We start from the raw sequence: 16,481 nt of genomic DNA on the forward strand, positions 1-16,481 counted from the left end.
TCCTGTCGTCTGCACGCGCGCAGGGTCATGCCAAGCGGTTGTCCCGCCTACGTGCTGAGGCATGGACTGGAGACGACACCGAGGCGGTGCTTATAATTGAGCTGGCAGTATGGACGGCTGACGAGGGGCGCAGCACAGCTTTGCAGCGCTACGCCCGCCAGCGATCGGCGCCGATGACCTCTGATGAAACAGCCGTGCTCGCCGGTATGCAGATGAGCGTCATATCATTCTGGACGGTGCAGGAGGCGCATCCCGTCGCTGGATGGATTGTCCGCGATTTGTTAAATGAGGGAACGGTCTGGGTCGTTGATGAGACCCTTGACGGGTTTCTTGCTGAGGGCGTCCGCCCCAATTTTCTGACACGCCTGTTCCGTGCTGAGCAGGAGGGATTCTGGATGAACTGCGGTGCCATGATCGCGGTGCCAAAAGCATTGGACACCTTCAGGGCAGGCAAAGGGGAAAATGCTTTCCAGTCCGGCTCTGCCCAGCATGCCGCGCGTAGTTGCCAAATCGCTTACGTCTCAGCCCTCTGTACGATGCCCCCAGGAGCTACTTAGCGCTGGCGAACGAGCATCCAGAGCAGTGCGGCCGCTACCAGGCCCAGGATGATCGCGATGGTGCGCAATGTTCCGATGCGGCCCTGCCAGGCCGTTTCAGCTTGTTTGCCTGGACCCATTGCCCCCATGCAGGCGTAAGCCGAACTTCCTTCGCATGGCTGCATTGCGTGTCCGACGCCATTCACACAGCCTCCACCACTTTTTATCATTCGTAAGCGGACGGATCAGTATTGCGCCTCGGTCGCACCGAATTTGATTTTTGTCTCACCGAGCGTGCGTTCCCCGCATTGATCCGTCTCACGCAATGTGCTCCGAAAACAGCCTTTATTGCAGTTTCATGCGACCATCATTGCGAGCCGCTACAGCTAGGCCCCAAGGACGTGCTGGTGGTGGACGAGGCCGGCATGATCGGCTCGCGTCAAATGGAGCGTGTGTTGAGTCAGGTGCGCGACGCCGGGGCCAAGGTCGTCATGGTAGGCAACCCCGAGCAGTTGCAGGCGATCGAGGCCGGCGCGGCGTTCCGCAGCGTCGCCGAGCGCCACGGCGCGGCCGAGATCACCGAGATACGCCGGCAGCGCGAGGATTGGCAGCGCGACGCCACGCGCGCGCTGGCGACGGGGCGCACCGGCGAGGCGATCCATGCCTATGACGACACCAAAACCGAACCTGAGCCGATCGAACCCGAGCGGTCGGTGCTTTAGCAAAAATCTTCGTGCAGCTTTGGAGTGAACGTACAACGCGTGAGCGAATTGCAAGCGAACTCGGCCTCCCGATTGGTGACTGGACAACCTTGTTTGGCTTGATTGGGCCGCTAATTCGCCTTCGGATGAGGTGCGTGCATCGCGAGGACCGCGATTGGCTTTGATCCGCAGCATGCGTTCAAGGCACCCATCGTCCGTGCATATCGTTTAGCTATCGATGGACAGAGTCGATCATAAAACCCGCAGCCGCATTATGGCCAGCGTTAAAAGCAAGAATACGGCGCCTGAGCTGGTGGTGCGCAAGTTAGCTCACCGGCTTGGTTATCGCTTTCGACTTCATCGCCGTGATCTTCCGGGAACACCGGACCTTGTGTTTCCCAAGTACCGGACTGTGGTTCAGGTAAACGGATGCTTTTGGCACGGTCATAGAGGATGTCGCCATGCCGTTGCGCCGAAATCTAACGCGGAGTTCTGGAAAGCAAAGATTGAAGGTAATCAAGAGCGGGATTTACGTACTACCGAGGAGTTAAATAAACTGAATTGGAAAGTACTAACCGTATGGGGATGTGAAGTTAAGAATGAATCTATACTCACATTAAAATTGAGGATGGCGATGCCACCTACTTCCACAATCAGAAAAAAATCGAAATAATCTTTTACTTATCTACCGAGTATTTATCCGTAGATAGCTCCGAAGCGAGGAAAACACCGCGTATTTTATCCATCGAAATCGAGGACGCCTTGCGTCCGCGCTCAATCCGGCTGATTATCGTTTGTGAAACATCGGCTCGGAAAGCCAGCTCCTCCTGGCTCCAACCGCGCTCTCGACGTGCCGCTCTTATCGTGGCACCCAGCGGGTGTCGCTCATTGTCCATAAGTTGTCCGAGAGTTCGCATGCCTCTATCGTCTATCTCCCCCAAAGCTCCGACGCTATGCGCCGCGGCAGGACGAAGGGCGTGAAGCCTACCTGCATCGATCTGTTTGCAGGCGCTGGAGGCATGAGCGCCGGTTTTAGATCGGCCGGTTTCCAAGTGTTGGCTGCGCTGGAATCGGTCTCCGTATTTGCTCGCTCCCATTCTGCCAACTTTCCTGAATGCGCAACTGTCGTTGCGGAGGCGCAACATCTCTCGCCCGCTGCGTTTGCAGCGAAGGCTGGTCTAACGCAAAGGCCAGACGTCCTGATTGGGGGACCTCCGTGTCAAACTTTTTCGACGATCGGACGGGCGAAGATCCGTCACGTTTCTAAAACGGACGAAAAATCCGACCCACGTAACTACTTATTCAAGACATACTTTGAATATGTGAAATATTTCGAGCCTGATGTGTTTGTTCTGGAGAATGTTCCGCAGCTAAAGACAAAGTATAATGGTGTTCTTTTCGACAATCTTATCGATCTGGCATCGGACGCTGGTTATGAGATACACATCTCAGTTTTGAACGCTGTCGATTTTGGCGTTCCACAGAACAGAAAGCGTCTTTTTATTGTCGGTACGCGTAGCGGCTGCTCATTTACTTTTCCCAAAGCTGCCAAGGCGACGGACCAGTTCGACATGCTAGAGTCACTACCACGGTCCTCAATCCCGACTGTTCAAGAGGCGCTGGAAGATCTACCCGATATTTTTGATGGGTGTCGATTGGGCGAGCTTCCATATAGATCTCCTGCACGAACTGCGTATCAGGAGCGAGTGCGATCGCCACGAGGCGTAGTCGGTAACAATATTTGTAGAGTCTCGAATGATCGAGCTAAGCGTGTATTCGCTTGTATGAAACCGGGTGACCGGTACATGGATCTTCCTCCAGAAGTACGACGTATTTTGCCCTTCCGCGAAGACATCTTCTTTGACCGTCTTAAAAGACTTCGCCCCGAGGAACCATCTTGGACCGTGCTGGCTCATATCGGCATGGATGGCTACATGTATATTCACCCATGGGAGGATAGAACTCTATCTGTAAGAGAGGCGGCAAGGATTCAGAGCTTTGATGACGACTTCACGTTCGTTGGCAATATGCGGGAGCAATATGTTCAGGTCGGAAATGCGGTTCCGCCGCTTCTCGCAGAAAATGTTGCAACGAGCGTAGTACGAGCACTGTCATGAAAACCTATTCTGTAGCTGATCTGTTTTCGGGTTGTGGTGGGTTCAGCCTAGGATTTGAGGCAGAGCCGGCATTCAGAACCAGAATTGCTGTCGACGTCTGGGATAAAGCCCTTGCAACGTTGAAGCATAACAATCCTAAAACGGAGTGTTTAGTCGCGGATCTTTCCGATCCTGACAAGATCGACGAAGTAGTAAATTTGCTAGGCAAAGATCTAGATGTTTTGCTTGGGGGGCCGCCATGTCAAGGATTTAGCACCCTTGGAAAGCGGCGAGATAATGACCACCGTAGTACGCTTGTTGACTCATTTTCAGAGATCTGCGTCAGGGTCAGGCCCAAGATTATTCTTGTTGAAAACGTCAGAGGTATCACTTCCAAAAAGCATCCCGTACACGCTAGCTATGCGGAAGCCTTGCTACACAAGCTTTCAGCAAACGGTGCACGTGGATATGAGTGTTCAGCACAGGTTCTTAACGCCGCGGATTTCGGCGTTCCGCAAAATCGTATGCGTTGGTTCATGCTCGCCGTCCGTCGTGATCTCCCCAACGCTCGTGAGGTCGGAAGGGACTTTTGGCAGAAGCTAGTCCGACGTACCGTCTTGTATCCCCGAACCCTTGGTTCGGCGATCTATGACCTGCCTCGATTATTACCTGGCGAGGAATCGACCCAGTATATTCAAAAGGGAAAAAGGAACCGTAAAATATTCAATCATCGGGCGATGCGGCATTCCCCGGAGTTGCTTGCCCGCTTAAAACATATTCCAAAGGGGGGAGGATTGCCTGACGTTCCGGCAGAGCTATTAACTCCTCACTTAAAGAAAATGCTGGATGGTGGATATGGAAGCGGCGGCCACGTTAAAAACATATACGGTAGAATGGATTGGGATAGCCCTTCTGGAACGATTGTGGCGGGAATAGATAAAATAACATGTGGACGTTTTGTTCATCCGGAGGATCATAGGCTTCTTACTCCGAGAGAGTGCGCTCGTATTCAGACTTTCCCAGATAGATTCGAATTTTTGGGAGGTCAGGTCGCACAGTACTATCAAGTTGGAAATGCCGTTCCCCCTAAGCTTGCACAGGTTCTAGCTGAGACGCTCGCATCTGCCATGGATAAGATAAATAAAACAAATCGACAAGATGAACAGATGCTAGAGGTTGCTTGAGCATGGAGGTAATAGTATATTATGAAGGCTCGGATGCGGTAAAGGATTGGGTTGTAAATCTCTTGGGCCGTGAATGTACTTTTAGAAAGATACCTTCCTCAAACAATTCGGTCGCATTCGCGCAGCTGCCATCTTATATTGGCGATATTCTTTATCTAGACAAACCCGATATTATTATATCGGGTAAGCAGGACGACATACACGAGAGGCCAATCTTTGCTATTGAGTTGGCGTCTTGTACCCCCCAGTTTCAGCATTCCATACAACGCTTTTCACGCGGCCTCGCCTCCGTTTCAAACGGATGTCCTAGCGTACTCATCATGCCGGCAAAAAAACAGTCGAACGACGGTTCCACTATCTATTTGAGAAGTGCAGCTGCAGACTACGGCGCGGTGCGACTTACGGATGTGTTCAAGGTTCCATCATTGGTGGTCGATTGGCCCGAGAAAGACGGAATACTACAGCTAAACGGTCAGGACACACTTCCACTGCTTACTGATCCAGCGATCAAAGAGCTAGGGTTATACCTACGGCAGGCGGTTGGGGCATTTTCCCAAATCGACTATCTAGGAGCGTTAGGGCGGCTGCCGCTTACTCAGAAGCTTATAGATCAGACCCGAACACGGGCATACGCAAACGGAGCGCCAACCATATCTAAGCCCGGCGGGGGTGGTCCAGGTGGCCAAGTTAAATTGGCGGTTGTAAAAACAGAAGATCTTATAAAGAAACTGGTGAGTGAAAAGCGCGCTACACCGACTTCTATCAGCCAAATTCCTGAATACTTCCGGAACAGGGAGGAGTCACTTCTGTTCTACCCGACGAGGATAACGGCGCATTCAGGTGATCCATACGTTGGTATGATGACATACTACGATATGGCATTCTGTCGGACAGGGCCAACAACCCGAGACCGCCGCTATAACCTTGTAGCATATTGCAATGGGGTCGAAATTGACGAGATAACCTCGAAAATGACGTCGTTCAACAATGACAAATGTCCGTTCAACCTGGACCTTACCCCAGGTAGAATGTTGCAATACTCATATCATCTGAGAGATGGTTGCAGGAAGACGAAGATTAAGCCTGTCAGGATTTACGCTGAAATAGCCGATCTTGTGGCATTTACAGACGGCATACTCGTTAACCCATGACCCTAAGTGAGATGCAGATCTTCAATGCGGTTCGACAGCGTCTACGTGAACTCGATGCTACAGTGCTTCAACTTGTTGCTCCCGGAGGACAAGCACCGCTTGGGATAAACATTACAACGCCAAGCGGGCGTAAAAACTGCTATCCTGATTTAATAGCATACCTCGATGGCCACCTTCTGGTCGGTGAAATGAAACCACGTTATTCAAAATCGGATCATGAGAAGGTGGTTGTCATGAAGACGTATGGATCTAAGGCTTTGTTAGGACTATTTCATCGCCGACATCCTCTACTTTTAGTAGATAATGTAGTTGGAATTCTTTGTCATTCCCAAGTCCGTTATCCACAAACTACTGATGTAGGTCAGTGGGTATTTGGCAGTGATCAACAAATAGTTGCGTTAGAAAACGTACCGGTCTGAAAGTGGACCCTTCTGCCCTGACATAATATCCGTCCGTTGCAGGTATGTGCCGGTCGAGAGTAGCAATTGAGACGCTAATAGCGGACGCTACAGCCATGATGTGGAAGACGGTTTTGCCGGCCGTCACGGGCGTTCGGTCAGATCTTGTCGGGTGCGGTCCAGCCGATCCTCGCAAGCGTGCCGAGCAAGGTCGAACGCGGCACCTTGAAAGTTCGGCAGACAGACGCCTTGCTGGCCCCGCCATCCAGTGCGGCGGTGATCCGTTCGAGCCTTTCGGTGTCGATCATCGGCGGGCGGCCACCCTGGCGTCCCCGGCGTTTGGCCGCGGCTAGTCCCGCCATCACCCGTTCGCGCGTCAGCGCACGCTCATACTGTGCCAATGCGCCGAACAGCGAGAACAGCAACTCGCCATGTGGCGTGGTCGTATCCATCTGCTCGGTCAGGGACCGGAACGCGATGCCCCGCCCCCTTAAGTCTGTAACGATCGTCAGCAGGTGGGGCAGCGAGCGTCCGAGCCGGTCAAGTTTCCACACGACCAGGGTGTCACCCGCATTCAGATAGTCGAGACAGGCTTTCAACCCCGGCCGATCGTCGCGTGCGCCAGATGCCTTGTCGGTATAGAGATGACGATGATCGACGCCGGCCGCGACCAGTGCGTCGCCCTGAAGATCGACCGTCTGGCGATCGTCAGACGACGACACCCGCATATATCCGACCAGCATGTACGACAAACCCTCGAAAGCATGTTCTCGCACATTCTATCAAAGCGACGGGGTTTGTCGACGGTTTTGAACCGAGGCGTGTGTGATTTGGCGAAGGGTCAGGTCCGGGGTGTCGGCTATTATGTGTTTTACGACGTGTGCGGTTGCGACCGCTCCCGACCAGCTCAAGCCGCTCCGCAGTCGCGCTCGAATGTCTACTCCCGCCGAAACCGGGCATTCGCATGCTATCCGACAGCTCGACTGCTACGGGGCCTAACAATCTGACAATGGTCTCTCGATGCCACCCGATCACCCGCGAAAGCTGCCTTTGAGGCCTCTACCTGATATCATTGCGGGATTTGAAGATACCCGCCACCGATGAACCACGGGTTGGCGGCCAGGGTCTGAAACATGACGTGTTGCCAGCAATTGAGCCGAGCGGTGTAGCGCGCCTGCTCTTCGGCGAGATAGGCACGCACGCCGGCTGCTCCCTTGGTCGCCGCGATTGTGGTGAGGTAATCGCGCAGTGGAATGAGATCGTCATTGGCGTTCGAGGTGTAGCTCACGCCCAGTTTGACGACATCGAAGTGCCGTTTTGCCCGAAGCTGCGCGACCTGTGGCCAGTGCGCCGGCGCATTGACGCGAAACACGAGAACGGGCGGCCCAGCGACATCGAGCTGGGCGAAAATCCACTGCTGCTGGCTGTAGTCGTCATAATATGGGTGGAGGGTCTGCTCTTCCGCGCAAGTCGGAAAGCGCGCCCGCTTGGCGTTGTTGCAGAAGTCGCAGGCTGGAACGAGGTTGAAGGGGCAGACCGACAGATTGGGATAGCGCGCCTTTGGGAGATGGTGGTCGAGCACTGTGACCGTACCGATGCCGCAAAGCGGGCATTTGCCGTTGGGCGCGGCGTTACGAAGCGCGCTGTAGATCACGCGCGCCGCGCCGTTCGTGGCGCTCATCTGTTTTGAATAGAGCGCTTCTAGCTCGGGCCGGGTGACGGTGCCAACATTCGGCGCGCGCACGACCTGATGCAGGCTTTGGACATGGGCGAGCTGGTCATAATTCGCGGCGTCGGCAACGAGCTGTGTCGTGATCGCCTGCAGACGAAGCCGCATGGCCGGATCGGCAACGCCGCCGATACAGGTTGCCAGCACATCGGCCGCCGCCTGAGGCGGCATTGGGAGCGTGCGCATCCTATTCGTCGCCCTGGGGCGGGAGCTGGTCGGGTAGGACTAGACTGAGCGCCCGCGCGAGCGCCCGGCCCTCTGCACCGAGCTGGCCGCCGAACAGGGCCAAGATCTGCTCATAGGTGCGGCCCTCGGCTCGATCGGCGATCAGCTTGTGAAATCCGGTTTGCGTCACCTCCAGCCCGAACACCTCGCGAGTCAACGTGCCGGCATTTTCGCCGAAGGTTTCGTGCTCGGGACGATCGGCGCGGGCTTCGCGGCCGACGCGGCTCAGCTTCCAGGCACAGGATTTCGGAACCTCCTGCAGCACGACCGGCGAATGCGTGGCGATGATCGCGACGCCATTGCGGTTGATCAGCAAGTCCGACAGCGCGCGCACGAACGCGGACAGCAATGGCGGGTGAAGATGGCTCTCGGGCTCGTCGATCAAGACGAGCGATTTTTCTTCGACCAGCTCGACCAGGCGGGTCATCGAAAGGAGCACGACGGCATGGCCCGAGCTCATTCGCCGAAAAAGGCTGCGTGCGCGCTGTTCGAGATCTGGTCCCTGATAATCGGCGAGCGCAGATACGTTCGCCTCGGCAAACAGAGGATCGGCCTCCAGCGTCTGCAGGGCGTTTTCCCAGCGCCGCCGCCGGACGCCTTCGCGGCAGGCGAGCATACTCTTGGCAAATTCGTGCGCCAGTTCGTGCCCGTCTTTGACGCGCGGGCCGCGCGGCATCGCGACCGGCGCGCTAGTCTGCGAGGCCTCGTGCGTCACCAGCCCGACATAAGCGTAACGCTTGTCGCCACTGCTGGCACCGCCCAGCGGGCCGGTGGAGTCGAACGCGCTGAACGACACCGTGACCAAACCTGCGAAGCCGGGATCGGCGTTCAGGTCTTCGATCCCCCACAGATTGGCGGCACGGTTGCGCAGCTGGCCGACGGGTTGTTGCGGATCGTCCGCCGGCATTCCGAGGAAGGCGCGGGCCAGGAAGTCGAAGCAGCGGGTCTTGCCGACGCCGTTGCGGCCGATCAGCACATGGATGTTGGTCGCCGGCAGCGAGTTCGGCGTCACCGCGAAGCTAAGGACGGGTGGGGGCGTCAGCGCTTGTGGATCGGGTGGAAAGAGATAGTCGAAGCTGTAGGGCGAGAGCGCGACCTCGCCGTGGGCGAGGCGATTGAAGCGCTCGCGAACCCGCGACATTTCCATATCGCGCAGAAGTGAGCTTTGAAGGACGGGCTCGTTGGCGTTGGCGTCGAGGATGGCTGGTGTGAACGCGCAGTCGCGCATTGCGGTCAGAAAGCCGGTGCGCACGTCATCGCCGAGCGAGATCAGCGTCTCGTAATAATTCTCGCCTTGGCCGACCGAGAAATAGGTTGCGTCCAAGACGTCGAAGACCGGCGGCAATTCGGTGCTGCCTTGGTCCTCTGTCATGCCTTGGCGCGCGATTTTCGCGCTTCCCAATTCTACAATCGAACCGTCGGGCTGGATCGCGCGGATCGCGTAGAGCGTGTACCATTTGAACCAGTCGTTCCAATTGTCCTTGATCAACTGGAAGGTCGGCATGCCTTGGTAGGCGGGTTGCTGGGTTCCGACAAAGAATCGCACGGTGTTCGATCATCTCCCAGCCTCAAAGCTAACCTAGAGGATCTGCTTGCATAACTACCGTTGAATGGATCAATCAAGGTAGCCTTCTGTTCTGTCGTAGATTGATTTCGGCAACGTACAGAACGACACTGCTAGTCACGTCCCCAGCAATCGGAGTCCCGTGACGAGCTAAAGCTGAAGCCGCCGACCGCTTTAGAATGCCGACTCTCGTAGCTTCGTAACGATGCCGGTGGGAAATTGGCCGGCGTGTACGGCTGTCCACACGGTCATTAGTTCGTGGCGATGCTCATTGATCCATGATTTGATTGTCTGATCGTAGGGCGTTGGTTTGCCGACAAGGCGCTCGCCGGTATCGATTGCGTAGGTCGCGCAGTGCCGATCGTCTTTGTAGTCGATGTGAAGGTGGGCGCGGCCGTGGTTGGCCATTGTGTCCATGCGAATGACGAGGTTCGACACTCGCATGACCATAAAATCTTGGTCGAAAACGCCTGACGCATCATCGTCGATGAGCATATCCAATGATGCGAACCGCCCCTGGAGCGTTTCCCCGACCGAAAACAAACGCTTCTTCAGCTCGTCTACGCTTTGCATGTTTAATATACCATCCATCGGGATCGACGCGGGCTAGACACTTCGCATTAACAAAACATCTGCGGCTTTCCCGTTTCTTCGTCGTTGTGGTTCCGTTCCGGGAAAGTGCAACTGGGAACAGGTTTTGGGAATGGCGTCACCCAAGAGGTGAAGCGCCCTTTCCTCACCTCAGGCGGTGCCGATCGACGTTCCCAATCGATGACGGCGTATGGTCGCCTTGGGGAAGATCGACGTCGTGCTTCACCGTGTCCACGGTGAGCAGTCCACGATGCGTTTCGACACGCTGTCCCGCTGCCAAAATCTCCGCATAGAAGCTACCGAACCCAACCCACTCGGGAGGATATTGCCTGACCTGTTCGAAGTCCTTCTTTCTCACTGGACTCGGGCCACGGTTCGCAATGCGGATCGACGATTTTGGTTGATAGACCATCGCGCTACCGTCCGTGAAGCCAACGAGGATGTTTTTTAGGCTCATGGTAAGGCTCCCGAGGATCTTCATGTTGCGCTGAAGAATTCGCTTCCCGGCTGACGGGAAGCTAAGCGACTAAGCGACTAAGCGACTAAGCGACTAAGCGATAGGGCATCGTCGGCGACATCCGTTGATGGATGCCGCCGACTTCGACTTTTATCGCTGACGCATGGTGGGATCGAGCATGAGGTCCATCAGGATGGCCGCAACCTCAGGGCCGTGTTCCTCGTAGATCGTGCCGGTACGCATGTTCGTTCCGCGATCAGTGAGCTGCGGCAATAGCCAGAACACAGAGCCGTCATGCACATCAGGCCAAGTCCAGCGCACCTTTACGCCCGTGCCCAATCGTGTCTCCGATGGCCAGATTTTATCGATTGGATATAAGGCTGTAGTGTCAATCTCGTGCGGACGGGCATCGGTGACTAAGCCAACGCCCTTGATGCGCAGTCCTGCGCCTGGCGAGAACGATTTTATAAACGCGATGTCGCCAATCCGAATGGACCGGAGCGTTGCTTCGATAAACGGAGCCTCGCCATCATGCAGCGACGCGGTTGCATTTGGAGGTGTGCTAGGCTCCCAGCCGCTGCACGCGACACCTAGCTGAAGGAAGTAGGACGTAACGTCCGTGACGCCGCCGTAGCTGGCGCCGAAACCAAATATGCTCATTCTGTGCTCCTTGGCTCATGGCCTATGAAGTGAAACACGGCTTTAAGCCGTGCCATGTATATTGGCATTCCGTAAGCCACGGACAAGTCAGGGCCGAATGTTGGCGAATCTACGTGGGGTCCCCATCCTAACGGTTTTTCTTGCAGCTAAGCGACTAAGCGATATAAGTCGCTTATCAGCTTAGTAGGAGCGACAGCTATGCAGGTATGGGCCGTGATCGCTCAGAAGGGCGGGCAATCCAAAACCACCCTTTCGACTGGGTTCGCCGTCGAGGCGGCGCGGGAAGGGGCATCAGTCGTCATCCTCGATGCCGACGACCGGCAAGGGTCGGCACTCTATTGGTCCGAACGCCGCGACGACGACGACGTGATAGTGAAGGACAGCAGCGTCGCCGGCCTACCTCTCCACGTTTCGCGTGGACGCGCCAGCGGCAAGATTGATCTTATCATCATCGATACGCCCGCGAACTCCAAGGACATTGCCATGCTCGCGGCCGAGCAAGCAGACTTCGTCATTGTCCCCGTCGCACCGCGTGGGCTGGACGTTCATTCGGTGTTGCAGACCGTCAAGCAGGTGCAGCAGGCCGGCACCCCATTTGCGGTCATTTTGACACAGGTTCCGCATCAGGGCGGGGAAGGGCAGGAGGCCCATGCGGGCTTCGCCGCCAAGGGCGTAACGCTGTTCGACAGCCGGCTCCATTTCCGCAAGGATTTCTACAAAGCTACGCCACTCGGCCGGACGGCGGCAGAGACAGAACCGGATAGCAAGGCTGCGGCCGAACTGCGCGCAGCCTATAATGAGGCTAAGCGACTAAGCGGCTTTACGACTAAGCCAGTAAGCGAGGTAGCATAATGGCAAAGAGACCGTCCGCACTTGCTAGCATCTTCGATGACGAGCCGGACGAGGCGGCAGCGGCTTCCATCGTCGAGGCTGTCCCCGAGCCGCAACAGGCGGCCGCGCCGCGCCGATCACGGCGCGCGGCCGAGACGCCCACGCCGGTAGCGCCTGCGCGTCGCAGCAGTCATCCAGGCAAGAAGCCGGTGCTGATCCACATTCCCGAGGACATGCACCGTGCACTGCGCCAACTCAGTGTGGAGGAGGGCGGTGAGCCGCTCACCGTCGTCACCGAGCGCCTACTTCGGCAGTATCTCGTCAAGCGGGGCCACACCAGGTTCGCCCCGTGAGCAAGCGGCGTGATCCCAATCCCGAGTTCGACCTGTTCATCCCTGCGCTCGGTGACCTCCCGCTCAAAGACCAGCGGGAAGTTATGGAGCGTCCGTTCTTCTCGTTGCAGAAGCGCAAGCGCCTCAAGCCCATCGAGTATCGCAGCCCGGATGGCGAGGCGTGGGTGCGCGTGCAGGCGATTCCCGACTACGGAATGGCGACGATTTGGGATGCCGACATTCTAATATGGGCGGCATCTACCCTCAATCGCATGAAGCAGCAGGGCCTGAACGACTTGCCGCGCACGCTGACGACGACGCCTTATGACCTGTTGCGAGCTATCAAGCGCGGCACTGGCGGCAGAGATTATCAAGAGTTGCAGGCGGCGCTGCTTAGGCTCCAGACGACCTCTATCACCACCTCAATCCGCGCGACCAAGCGCCGGCAGAAGGCCGGCTTCAACTGGCTCGACAGCTGGACCTTTGACACCGACGCCGAGACCGAGCAGCCACGGGGCATGACGCTGACCCTTTCGGATTGGGTTTATGAGGGGATCGTCAACGAGAAGTCGTTGCTTACCATGCACCCTGACTATTTCCTCCTGTCCGGAGGCCTGGAGCGGGCACTGTATCGCATCGCGCGCAAACATGCCGGCACGCAGCGCGGGGGGTGGTTGTGCCGGGTCGAGGTGCTTCGCGACAAGACAGGCAGCGATGCCCAGCCCAAAGAGTTCAATCGGATGCTTCGGCGCGTGATCGAGGCAGACCAGCTCCCTGATTATACGATGGAAGCAGCCGAAACGACCGACAAAAGCCCGGCTGTGCTGTTCAGGCTCCGCGGTGAGGCCGAAGCATTAGCACTGGCCGAGAAGATGCGCGTGGAGGAGGAGCGGCGAGCCCGCCTTGACGCCGATCGTCGGCGTACGGAAGAGGTGGACGCCCGAATGGACCGGCTGGCCGGCCGTCGCTAACTATCGGGGTTTCACCCACCGCAGCCCCCAACTATCGGGGTTTCACACACCTGCTGGTTTGCCGGGCAGAGTCGGGCAAGCTCCGGCCGGCGTAATGCAGCGTTCGCGCTGTGGATAACTGGCACGGAAGAGCCGTTCAAGCCATGCCAGAGTCGGGGTTTCACACACCTTTTCGTCGGGGGATCACCCACCGCACTATCGGGGTTTCACACACCGAATCACGGGGTTTCACCCACCGGCTATGTTGGTAAGGCACTGAAAACAGGGTAGGAATTAGGGTCTTTTTGACCCTTAACCTTTTTAAGATTCCTATTTAACAGAATCACTTAATGTCACTGCACCGTTCGACAAACCAAAAGGCGACCAAGTGGAATCGGCCTAGCGGCCGATACCCTATTCGTTTCGTGCCGCCTGCGGCGTCACAGAGGCGGCGCAAGCGCCGCTGGCTAGGCGAGAAAGAAGTTGGGGGCGGGGTGCACGGAATCGTTCGCTAAAGCCGCCCAGGCGTGCGGTGAGGGCAGGAGAGGAGCTTTCGGGAACCTTGGGATGCCTATCACGGTGAATGTCGCCAGCGGGGCTCAATTACGCCGGATCGAACAGCCCGGCGAACTCGCGATCAGCATAGTAGCGCAGCTTGGCGGCGATGATCGGCCGCTGACCTGCGAGGAACAGGAGCTGGCGATCGGGGCGGAGTGTGCGGACTTCATCGGGGGTGATCCGGGCACGCATCGGCCAAACCGCGAGCGGCAATGAAGCGACGAACGTAGGACGCGCGGCCATTGCGATCGAGCCACTTTGCACGTGATCCGGCATCGACGGCACCAACGATATCGTCCCGCCAAGTGTCGCCCACCATCAGCAGCTCATCAGGCTCACACTCCAGCTTGGCGATCAGGCCGGCGTAGAACGCCCGCTTAGGCTTGATCGCGCCTGCATCAAAGGAGAAGTGCCAAACGTCGATTAAGTCGCCCAGGAGGGCCTTTAACGGGGCCGCGTAGGGCATTGCGAGGTTGGAGGCGACGGCGACCTTCATGCCTTGGTCACGAACCCGGCGCAGCGCATCCAGCGTGTCGGGGTAGAGCGCGATCGTCGCCAACTCCTCGTCCAGTGCCGCCAGCTCGGCGTCCGGATGAGGCAACCCGAGGGCTGCTGCATAGTCGGCAAGCCCGATCGGCTGGGTCATCGGCGAGGGGATCATCTTCGCCCGGTCGCGAGCCTGCCGGATCAACCTCTCGAATGAATGCCGCTTACGGCCGATCTGGACGAGGGTGCCGAACGCATCGAACGCAATGGCGCGCGTAACGGGTTGGCCAACGCCGTGACGAAACGCGGCGTAATGGCGATCTGCAACGGTGAGCAGGCGGGTGTACAGGTCCTCGCTAACGGCGCCGGCGTGAACCATCGCATCGGCGATCACCGCTGCTTCGGGGTCGGTCGGTGCGCGAAAAACCATGATCGCCTCGTTTCCGCGAGGGCGGTCTGCAAGGTCGATCAGGACAGCATCGTATGCGGCTTCTTCGGCCGGGTTGCGGAAGCTCGGACGGACGTCGCTCATTGCAAGATTATCCTGTCTCAAGGGGCGGTGACGATCGCTGAAAAGTTCGTCCGGACGAACAGAAATCTCTCATGTGGTTTGACGGCAGGGTAGGCTTGGCACCGGTTTGTGTCATACACTTTCCGGTTTTGTCTGCCAATTGAATTGGGCGGCTGGATGACTGGCTCGGGCAAGCTTGGGCTTATGAGGTGCTGATGGTTGAGCGTTGCACGTGCAACGCTTTGTCCTTTCGTGGTCGTGATGGCGGGATAGGCCCAGCGGCGCTTTTCCTACACACTTCCGGTTTTGTCTGCCATACGGGCAAATATGACCCGCTTCACAGTCCGCCTCGACGATATGACCGCCGCCTATTTTGACGCCTTTGCCGAACAGTTTGGGGGACGGTCGCAGGCGATGCGAGCGTTGATCGAGCAAGCGCTTACGACCTCGCGCACAACGAAAAGTTTGGTGGCAGAGGGAGCAGGGAAGCAGCGACTAGAGGTACGGCTCGACCAGGACGATATGACGTTGCTGGAAGATGCTGCCAAAGCGCGTCGCTGCAAACCGACATGGTGGGCGTCGCAGCTAATTCGCGCCCAGCTTCGGGGGGACGCCGTCGCACCCCTGCAAGATTTTGAAGCCATTTTTGGAAAGAGATTTCCAAAAATGGCTGTCAAAGGCCCGCCATCTCAAGCCCAGGTGGATCTGGAAGCCGCAGGACAGATGCGCCTGCTGGACTGAGGATCGAACGGTTACGCAGACCCAATAACCGACCGTTGTTTAAACAACGCTGCCACGCATAGCCGGCACCCGAGCGTTGTACGTACAACGCTTTTTCGTTTTGTGGTCATGATGGCAGGATAGGGTTAGCGGCGCTTTTGTAAGACACCGTCCGGTTTTGTCTGCCAATCTAGATTGCATGACAACCCGCAGGGCTGCGCGAGGACAGCAGTTAGCATGTGCAAACTCGTGCTAACCGTTTCGCGCAGCTCGGGGGCGTGAGGGTGCCTCAGGCGGTTCGATAGCGTTGCTCCCTTCCAGCAGATCGACCACGCGAAGGTTCAGCGGCGTCGCTACGTCCTGCATCGTCAGTAGGGTCGGGTTGCGGCGTCCGCGTTCGATATCGCTGAGATAGGTTCGATCCATGCCGGCACGGAAGGCAAGTTCCTCCTGCGTCATGCCAGCAGCCAGGCGGTGACGACGAACATTTAGGCCAACCAGCGCGCATAACTCCATGCGCCAGTAGGCAGACGATTGTCGACTATATCTCTATCGGATATAGTCGACATATGACCGAAAACATGGATCCTGCCACAGCAGCACAGCTTGATCGGGAAGCGCTGATGGCGCGTTCCGAGGTGCTCCATGCGCTAAGCGTGCAGCACTTTCAGGCCGCGGCACCATTCCTGTCGTCTGCACGCGCGCAGGGTCATGCCAAGCGGTTGTCCCGCCTACGTGCTGAGGCATGGACTGGAGACGACACCGAGGCGGTGCTTATAATTGAGCTGGCAGTATGGACGG

General features: G+C 57.1%; 21 protein-coding genes and 1 pseudogene. 12 read left to right on the forward strand and 10 right to left on the reverse strand.

Annotated elements, in window-relative coordinates; translation table 11 throughout:
• From U1707_RS18795 to U1707_RS18805, 3 genes and pseudogenes are all read left to right on the forward strand, one after another.
• On the forward strand, window positions 1–557 hold a 557-nt coding region (locus tag U1707_RS18795), incomplete at its 5' end, for a DUF7986 domain-containing protein (protein ID WP_332801589.1).
• Window positions 558–922: 365 nt separating this feature from the next.
• Window positions 923–1,207 (forward strand): annotated as a pseudogene (locus U1707_RS18800) (AAA family ATPase); the annotation flags it as partial.
• Window positions 1,208–1,475: 268 nt separating this feature from the next.
• Entirely contained in the window at window positions 1,476–1,910 is a 435-nt protein-coding gene (locus U1707_RS18805) for a very short patch repair endonuclease (protein WP_332801590.1), read from the forward strand.
• 4 nt (window positions 1,911–1,914) lie between these two features.
• Here the strand turns inward: U1707_RS18805 and U1707_RS19100 are convergent, their stop codons facing one another.
• Window positions 1,915–2,334, reverse strand: a complete 420-nt coding sequence (locus tag U1707_RS19100) for a helix-turn-helix domain-containing protein (protein ID WP_443025736.1) — start codon at window positions 2,332–2,334, stop codon at window positions 1,915–1,917.
• Here U1707_RS19100 and U1707_RS18810 point away from each other — a divergent pair.
• Genes U1707_RS18810 through U1707_RS18825 form a run of 4 tightly spaced genes read left to right on the forward strand, consistent with a single transcriptional unit; the run spans window position 2,215 to window position 6,087 of the window.
• Window positions 2,215–3,354: a DNA cytosine methyltransferase gene (locus tag U1707_RS18810; RefSeq protein ID WP_332801591.1), complete on the forward strand. Its 1,140-nt coding sequence runs from the start codon at window positions 2,215–2,217 to the stop codon at window positions 3,352–3,354. The two genes, U1707_RS19100 and U1707_RS18810, sit on opposite strands and share 120 nt — an antisense overlap.
• Window positions 3,351–4,517: a DNA cytosine methyltransferase gene (locus tag U1707_RS18815; protein WP_332801592.1), complete on the forward strand. Its 1,167-nt coding sequence runs from the start codon at window positions 3,351–3,353 to the stop codon at window positions 4,515–4,517. Before U1707_RS18810 ends, U1707_RS18815 begins: the two co-directional genes overlap by 4 nt.
• Window positions 4,514–5,668 carry a hypothetical protein gene (locus U1707_RS18820; RefSeq protein WP_332801593.1) on the forward strand — a complete coding sequence of 385 codons (1,155 nt, stop codon included), beginning with the start codon at window positions 4,514–4,516 and terminating at the stop codon, window positions 5,666–5,668. The genes U1707_RS18815 and U1707_RS18820 overlap by 4 nt, the downstream gene beginning before the upstream one ends.
• 11 nt (window positions 5,669–5,679) lie before the next feature.
• On the forward strand, window positions 5,680–6,087 hold the full coding sequence (locus U1707_RS18825) for a hypothetical protein (RefSeq protein WP_332801594.1): 408 nt from the start codon (window positions 5,680–5,682) through the stop codon (window positions 6,085–6,087).
• 137 nt (window positions 6,088–6,224) lie between these two features.
• Here U1707_RS18825 and U1707_RS18830 read toward each other — a convergent pair whose 3' ends face one another.
• From U1707_RS18830 to U1707_RS18855, 6 genes are all read right to left on the reverse strand, one after another.
• Window positions 6,225–6,809: a recombinase family protein gene (locus U1707_RS18830; protein WP_332801595.1), complete on the reverse strand. Its 585-nt coding sequence runs from the start codon at window positions 6,807–6,809 to the stop codon at window positions 6,225–6,227.
• 326 nt (window positions 6,810–7,135) lie between these two features.
• Window positions 7,136–7,981 carry an HNH endonuclease gene (locus U1707_RS18835; RefSeq protein ID WP_332801596.1) on the reverse strand — a complete coding sequence of 282 codons (846 nt, stop codon included), beginning with the start codon at window positions 7,979–7,981 and terminating at the stop codon, window positions 7,136–7,138.
• A 1-nt stretch (window position 7,982) separates the two neighbouring features.
• On the reverse strand, window positions 7,983–9,566 hold the full coding sequence (locus U1707_RS18840) for an AAA family ATPase (RefSeq protein ID WP_332801597.1): 1,584 nt from the start codon (window positions 9,564–9,566) through the stop codon (window positions 7,983–7,985).
• A gap of 192 nt (window positions 9,567–9,758) precedes the next feature.
• A complete protein-coding gene (locus U1707_RS18845) occupies window positions 9,759–10,157 on the reverse strand; it encodes a DUF4160 domain-containing protein (RefSeq protein WP_332801598.1) in 399 nt (132 codons plus the stop codon).
• Window positions 10,158–10,320: 163 nt separating this feature from the next.
• Complete coding sequence (locus U1707_RS18850) at window positions 10,321–10,632, reverse strand: hypothetical protein (RefSeq protein ID WP_332801599.1); 312 nt, start codon at window positions 10,630–10,632, stop codon at window positions 10,321–10,323.
• Between the two features lie 150 nt (window positions 10,633–10,782).
• Window positions 10,783–11,292 (reverse strand): hypothetical protein, encoded by a 510-nt coding sequence (locus U1707_RS18855; protein WP_332801600.1) that lies wholly within the window; start codon window positions 11,290–11,292, stop codon window positions 10,783–10,785.
• Window positions 11,293–11,490: 198 nt separating this feature from the next.
• Here U1707_RS18855 and U1707_RS18860 point away from each other — a divergent pair, with 198 nt between their 5' ends.
• From U1707_RS18860 to U1707_RS18870, 3 genes are read left to right on the forward strand one after another with little or no spacing between them, the layout of a single operon-like run.
• On the forward strand, window positions 11,491–12,144 hold the full coding sequence (locus U1707_RS18860) for a nucleotide-binding protein (protein WP_332801601.1): 654 nt from the start codon (window positions 11,491–11,493) through the stop codon (window positions 12,142–12,144).
• Window positions 12,144–12,476, forward strand: coding sequence for a hypothetical protein (locus tag U1707_RS18865; protein ID WP_332801602.1), 333 nt, complete (start codon window positions 12,144–12,146; stop codon window positions 12,474–12,476). Before U1707_RS18860 ends, U1707_RS18865 begins: the two co-directional genes overlap by 1 nt.
• Window positions 12,473–13,426 (forward strand): replication initiator protein A, encoded by a 954-nt coding sequence (locus tag U1707_RS18870; RefSeq protein ID WP_088183874.1) that lies wholly within the window; start codon window positions 12,473–12,475, stop codon window positions 13,424–13,426. The genes U1707_RS18865 and U1707_RS18870 overlap by 4 nt, the downstream gene beginning before the upstream one ends.
• A 582-nt stretch (window positions 13,427–14,008) precedes the next feature.
• Here the strand turns inward: U1707_RS18870 and U1707_RS18875 are convergent.
• A complete protein-coding gene (locus U1707_RS18875) occupies window positions 14,009–14,155 on the reverse strand; it encodes a type IV secretory system conjugative DNA transfer family protein (RefSeq protein ID WP_443025737.1) in 147 nt (48 codons plus the stop codon).
• Window positions 14,130–14,981, reverse strand: a complete 852-nt coding sequence (locus U1707_RS18880; protein WP_332801603.1) for an HAD family hydrolase — start codon at window positions 14,979–14,981, stop codon at window positions 14,130–14,132. Before U1707_RS18880 ends, U1707_RS18875 begins: the two co-directional genes overlap by 26 nt.
• A gap of 306 nt (window positions 14,982–15,287) precedes the next feature.
• Between U1707_RS18880 and U1707_RS18885 the strand changes: the two genes are divergently transcribed.
• The gene (locus U1707_RS18885) at window positions 15,288–15,701 is read left to right on the forward strand and encodes a hypothetical protein (protein WP_332801604.1); all 414 of its coding nucleotides are present in this window, start codon (window positions 15,288–15,290) and stop codon (window positions 15,699–15,701) included.
• Window positions 15,702–15,932: 231 nt separating this feature from the next.
• Here the strand turns inward: U1707_RS18885 and U1707_RS18890 are convergent, their stop codons facing one another.
• Window positions 15,933–16,196 (reverse strand): helix-turn-helix domain-containing protein, encoded by a 264-nt coding sequence (locus U1707_RS18890; RefSeq protein ID WP_332801605.1) that lies wholly within the window; start codon window positions 16,194–16,196, stop codon window positions 15,933–15,935.
• Window positions 16,197–16,249: 53 nt separating this feature from the next.
• On the opposite strand from U1707_RS18890, the gene U1707_RS18895 reads away from it, so the two are divergent.
• Window positions 16,250–16,481, forward strand: a 232-nt coding sequence (locus U1707_RS18895; RefSeq protein WP_332801606.1) for a hypothetical protein, incomplete at its 3' end; no start/stop codon positions are given.

Source organism: Sphingomonas sandaracina, from assembly GCF_036663695.1.
GTDB lineage: Bacteria > Pseudomonadota > Alphaproteobacteria > Sphingomonadales > Sphingomonadaceae > Sphingomonas.

Coding starts and splice junctions, on each gene's coding strand:
- U1707_RS18890 (WP_332801605.1), bottom strand. CDS start 16,196: ATGGAGTTATGCGCGCTGGTTGGCCTAAATGTTCGTCGTCACCGCCTG.
- U1707_RS18885 (WP_332801604.1), top strand. CDS start 15,288: ATGACCCGCTTCACAGTCCGCCTCGACGATATGACCGCCGCCTATTTT.
- U1707_RS18850 (WP_332801599.1), bottom strand. CDS start 10,632: ATGAGCCTAAAAAACATCCTCGTTGGCTTCACGGACGGTAGCGCGATG.
- U1707_RS19100 (WP_443025736.1), bottom strand. CDS start 2,334: ATGGGAGCGAGCAAATACGGAGACCGATTCCAGCGCAGCCAACACTTG.
- U1707_RS18880 (WP_332801603.1), bottom strand. CDS start 14,981: ATGAGCGACGTCCGTCCGAGCTTCCGCAACCCGGCCGAAGAAGCCGCA.
- U1707_RS18855 (WP_332801600.1), bottom strand. CDS start 11,292: ATGAGCATATTTGGTTTCGGCGCCAGCTACGGCGGCGTCACGGACGTT.
- U1707_RS18835 (WP_332801596.1), bottom strand. CDS start 7,981: ATGCGCACGCTCCCAATGCCGCCTCAGGCGGCGGCCGATGTGCTGGCA.
- U1707_RS18865 (WP_332801602.1), top strand. CDS start 12,144: ATGGCAAAGAGACCGTCCGCACTTGCTAGCATCTTCGATGACGAGCCG.
- U1707_RS18830 (WP_332801595.1), bottom strand. CDS start 6,809: ATGCTGGTCGGATATATGCGGGTGTCGTCGTCTGACGATCGCCAGACG.
- U1707_RS18825 (WP_332801594.1), top strand. CDS start 5,680: ATGCAGATCTTCAATGCGGTTCGACAGCGTCTACGTGAACTCGATGCT.
- U1707_RS18845 (WP_332801598.1), bottom strand. CDS start 10,157: ATGCAAAGCGTAGACGAGCTGAAGAAGCGTTTGTTTTCGGTCGGGGAA.
- U1707_RS18875 (WP_443025737.1), bottom strand. CDS start 14,155: ATGCGTGCCCGGATCACCCCCGATGAAGTCCGCACACTCCGCCCCGAT.
- U1707_RS18805 (WP_332801590.1), top strand. CDS start 1,476: ATGGACAGAGTCGATCATAAAACCCGCAGCCGCATTATGGCCAGCGTT.
- U1707_RS18815 (WP_332801592.1), top strand. CDS start 3,351: ATGAAAACCTATTCTGTAGCTGATCTGTTTTCGGGTTGTGGTGGGTTC.
- U1707_RS18860 (WP_332801601.1), top strand. CDS start 11,491: ATGCAGGTATGGGCCGTGATCGCTCAGAAGGGCGGGCAATCCAAAACC.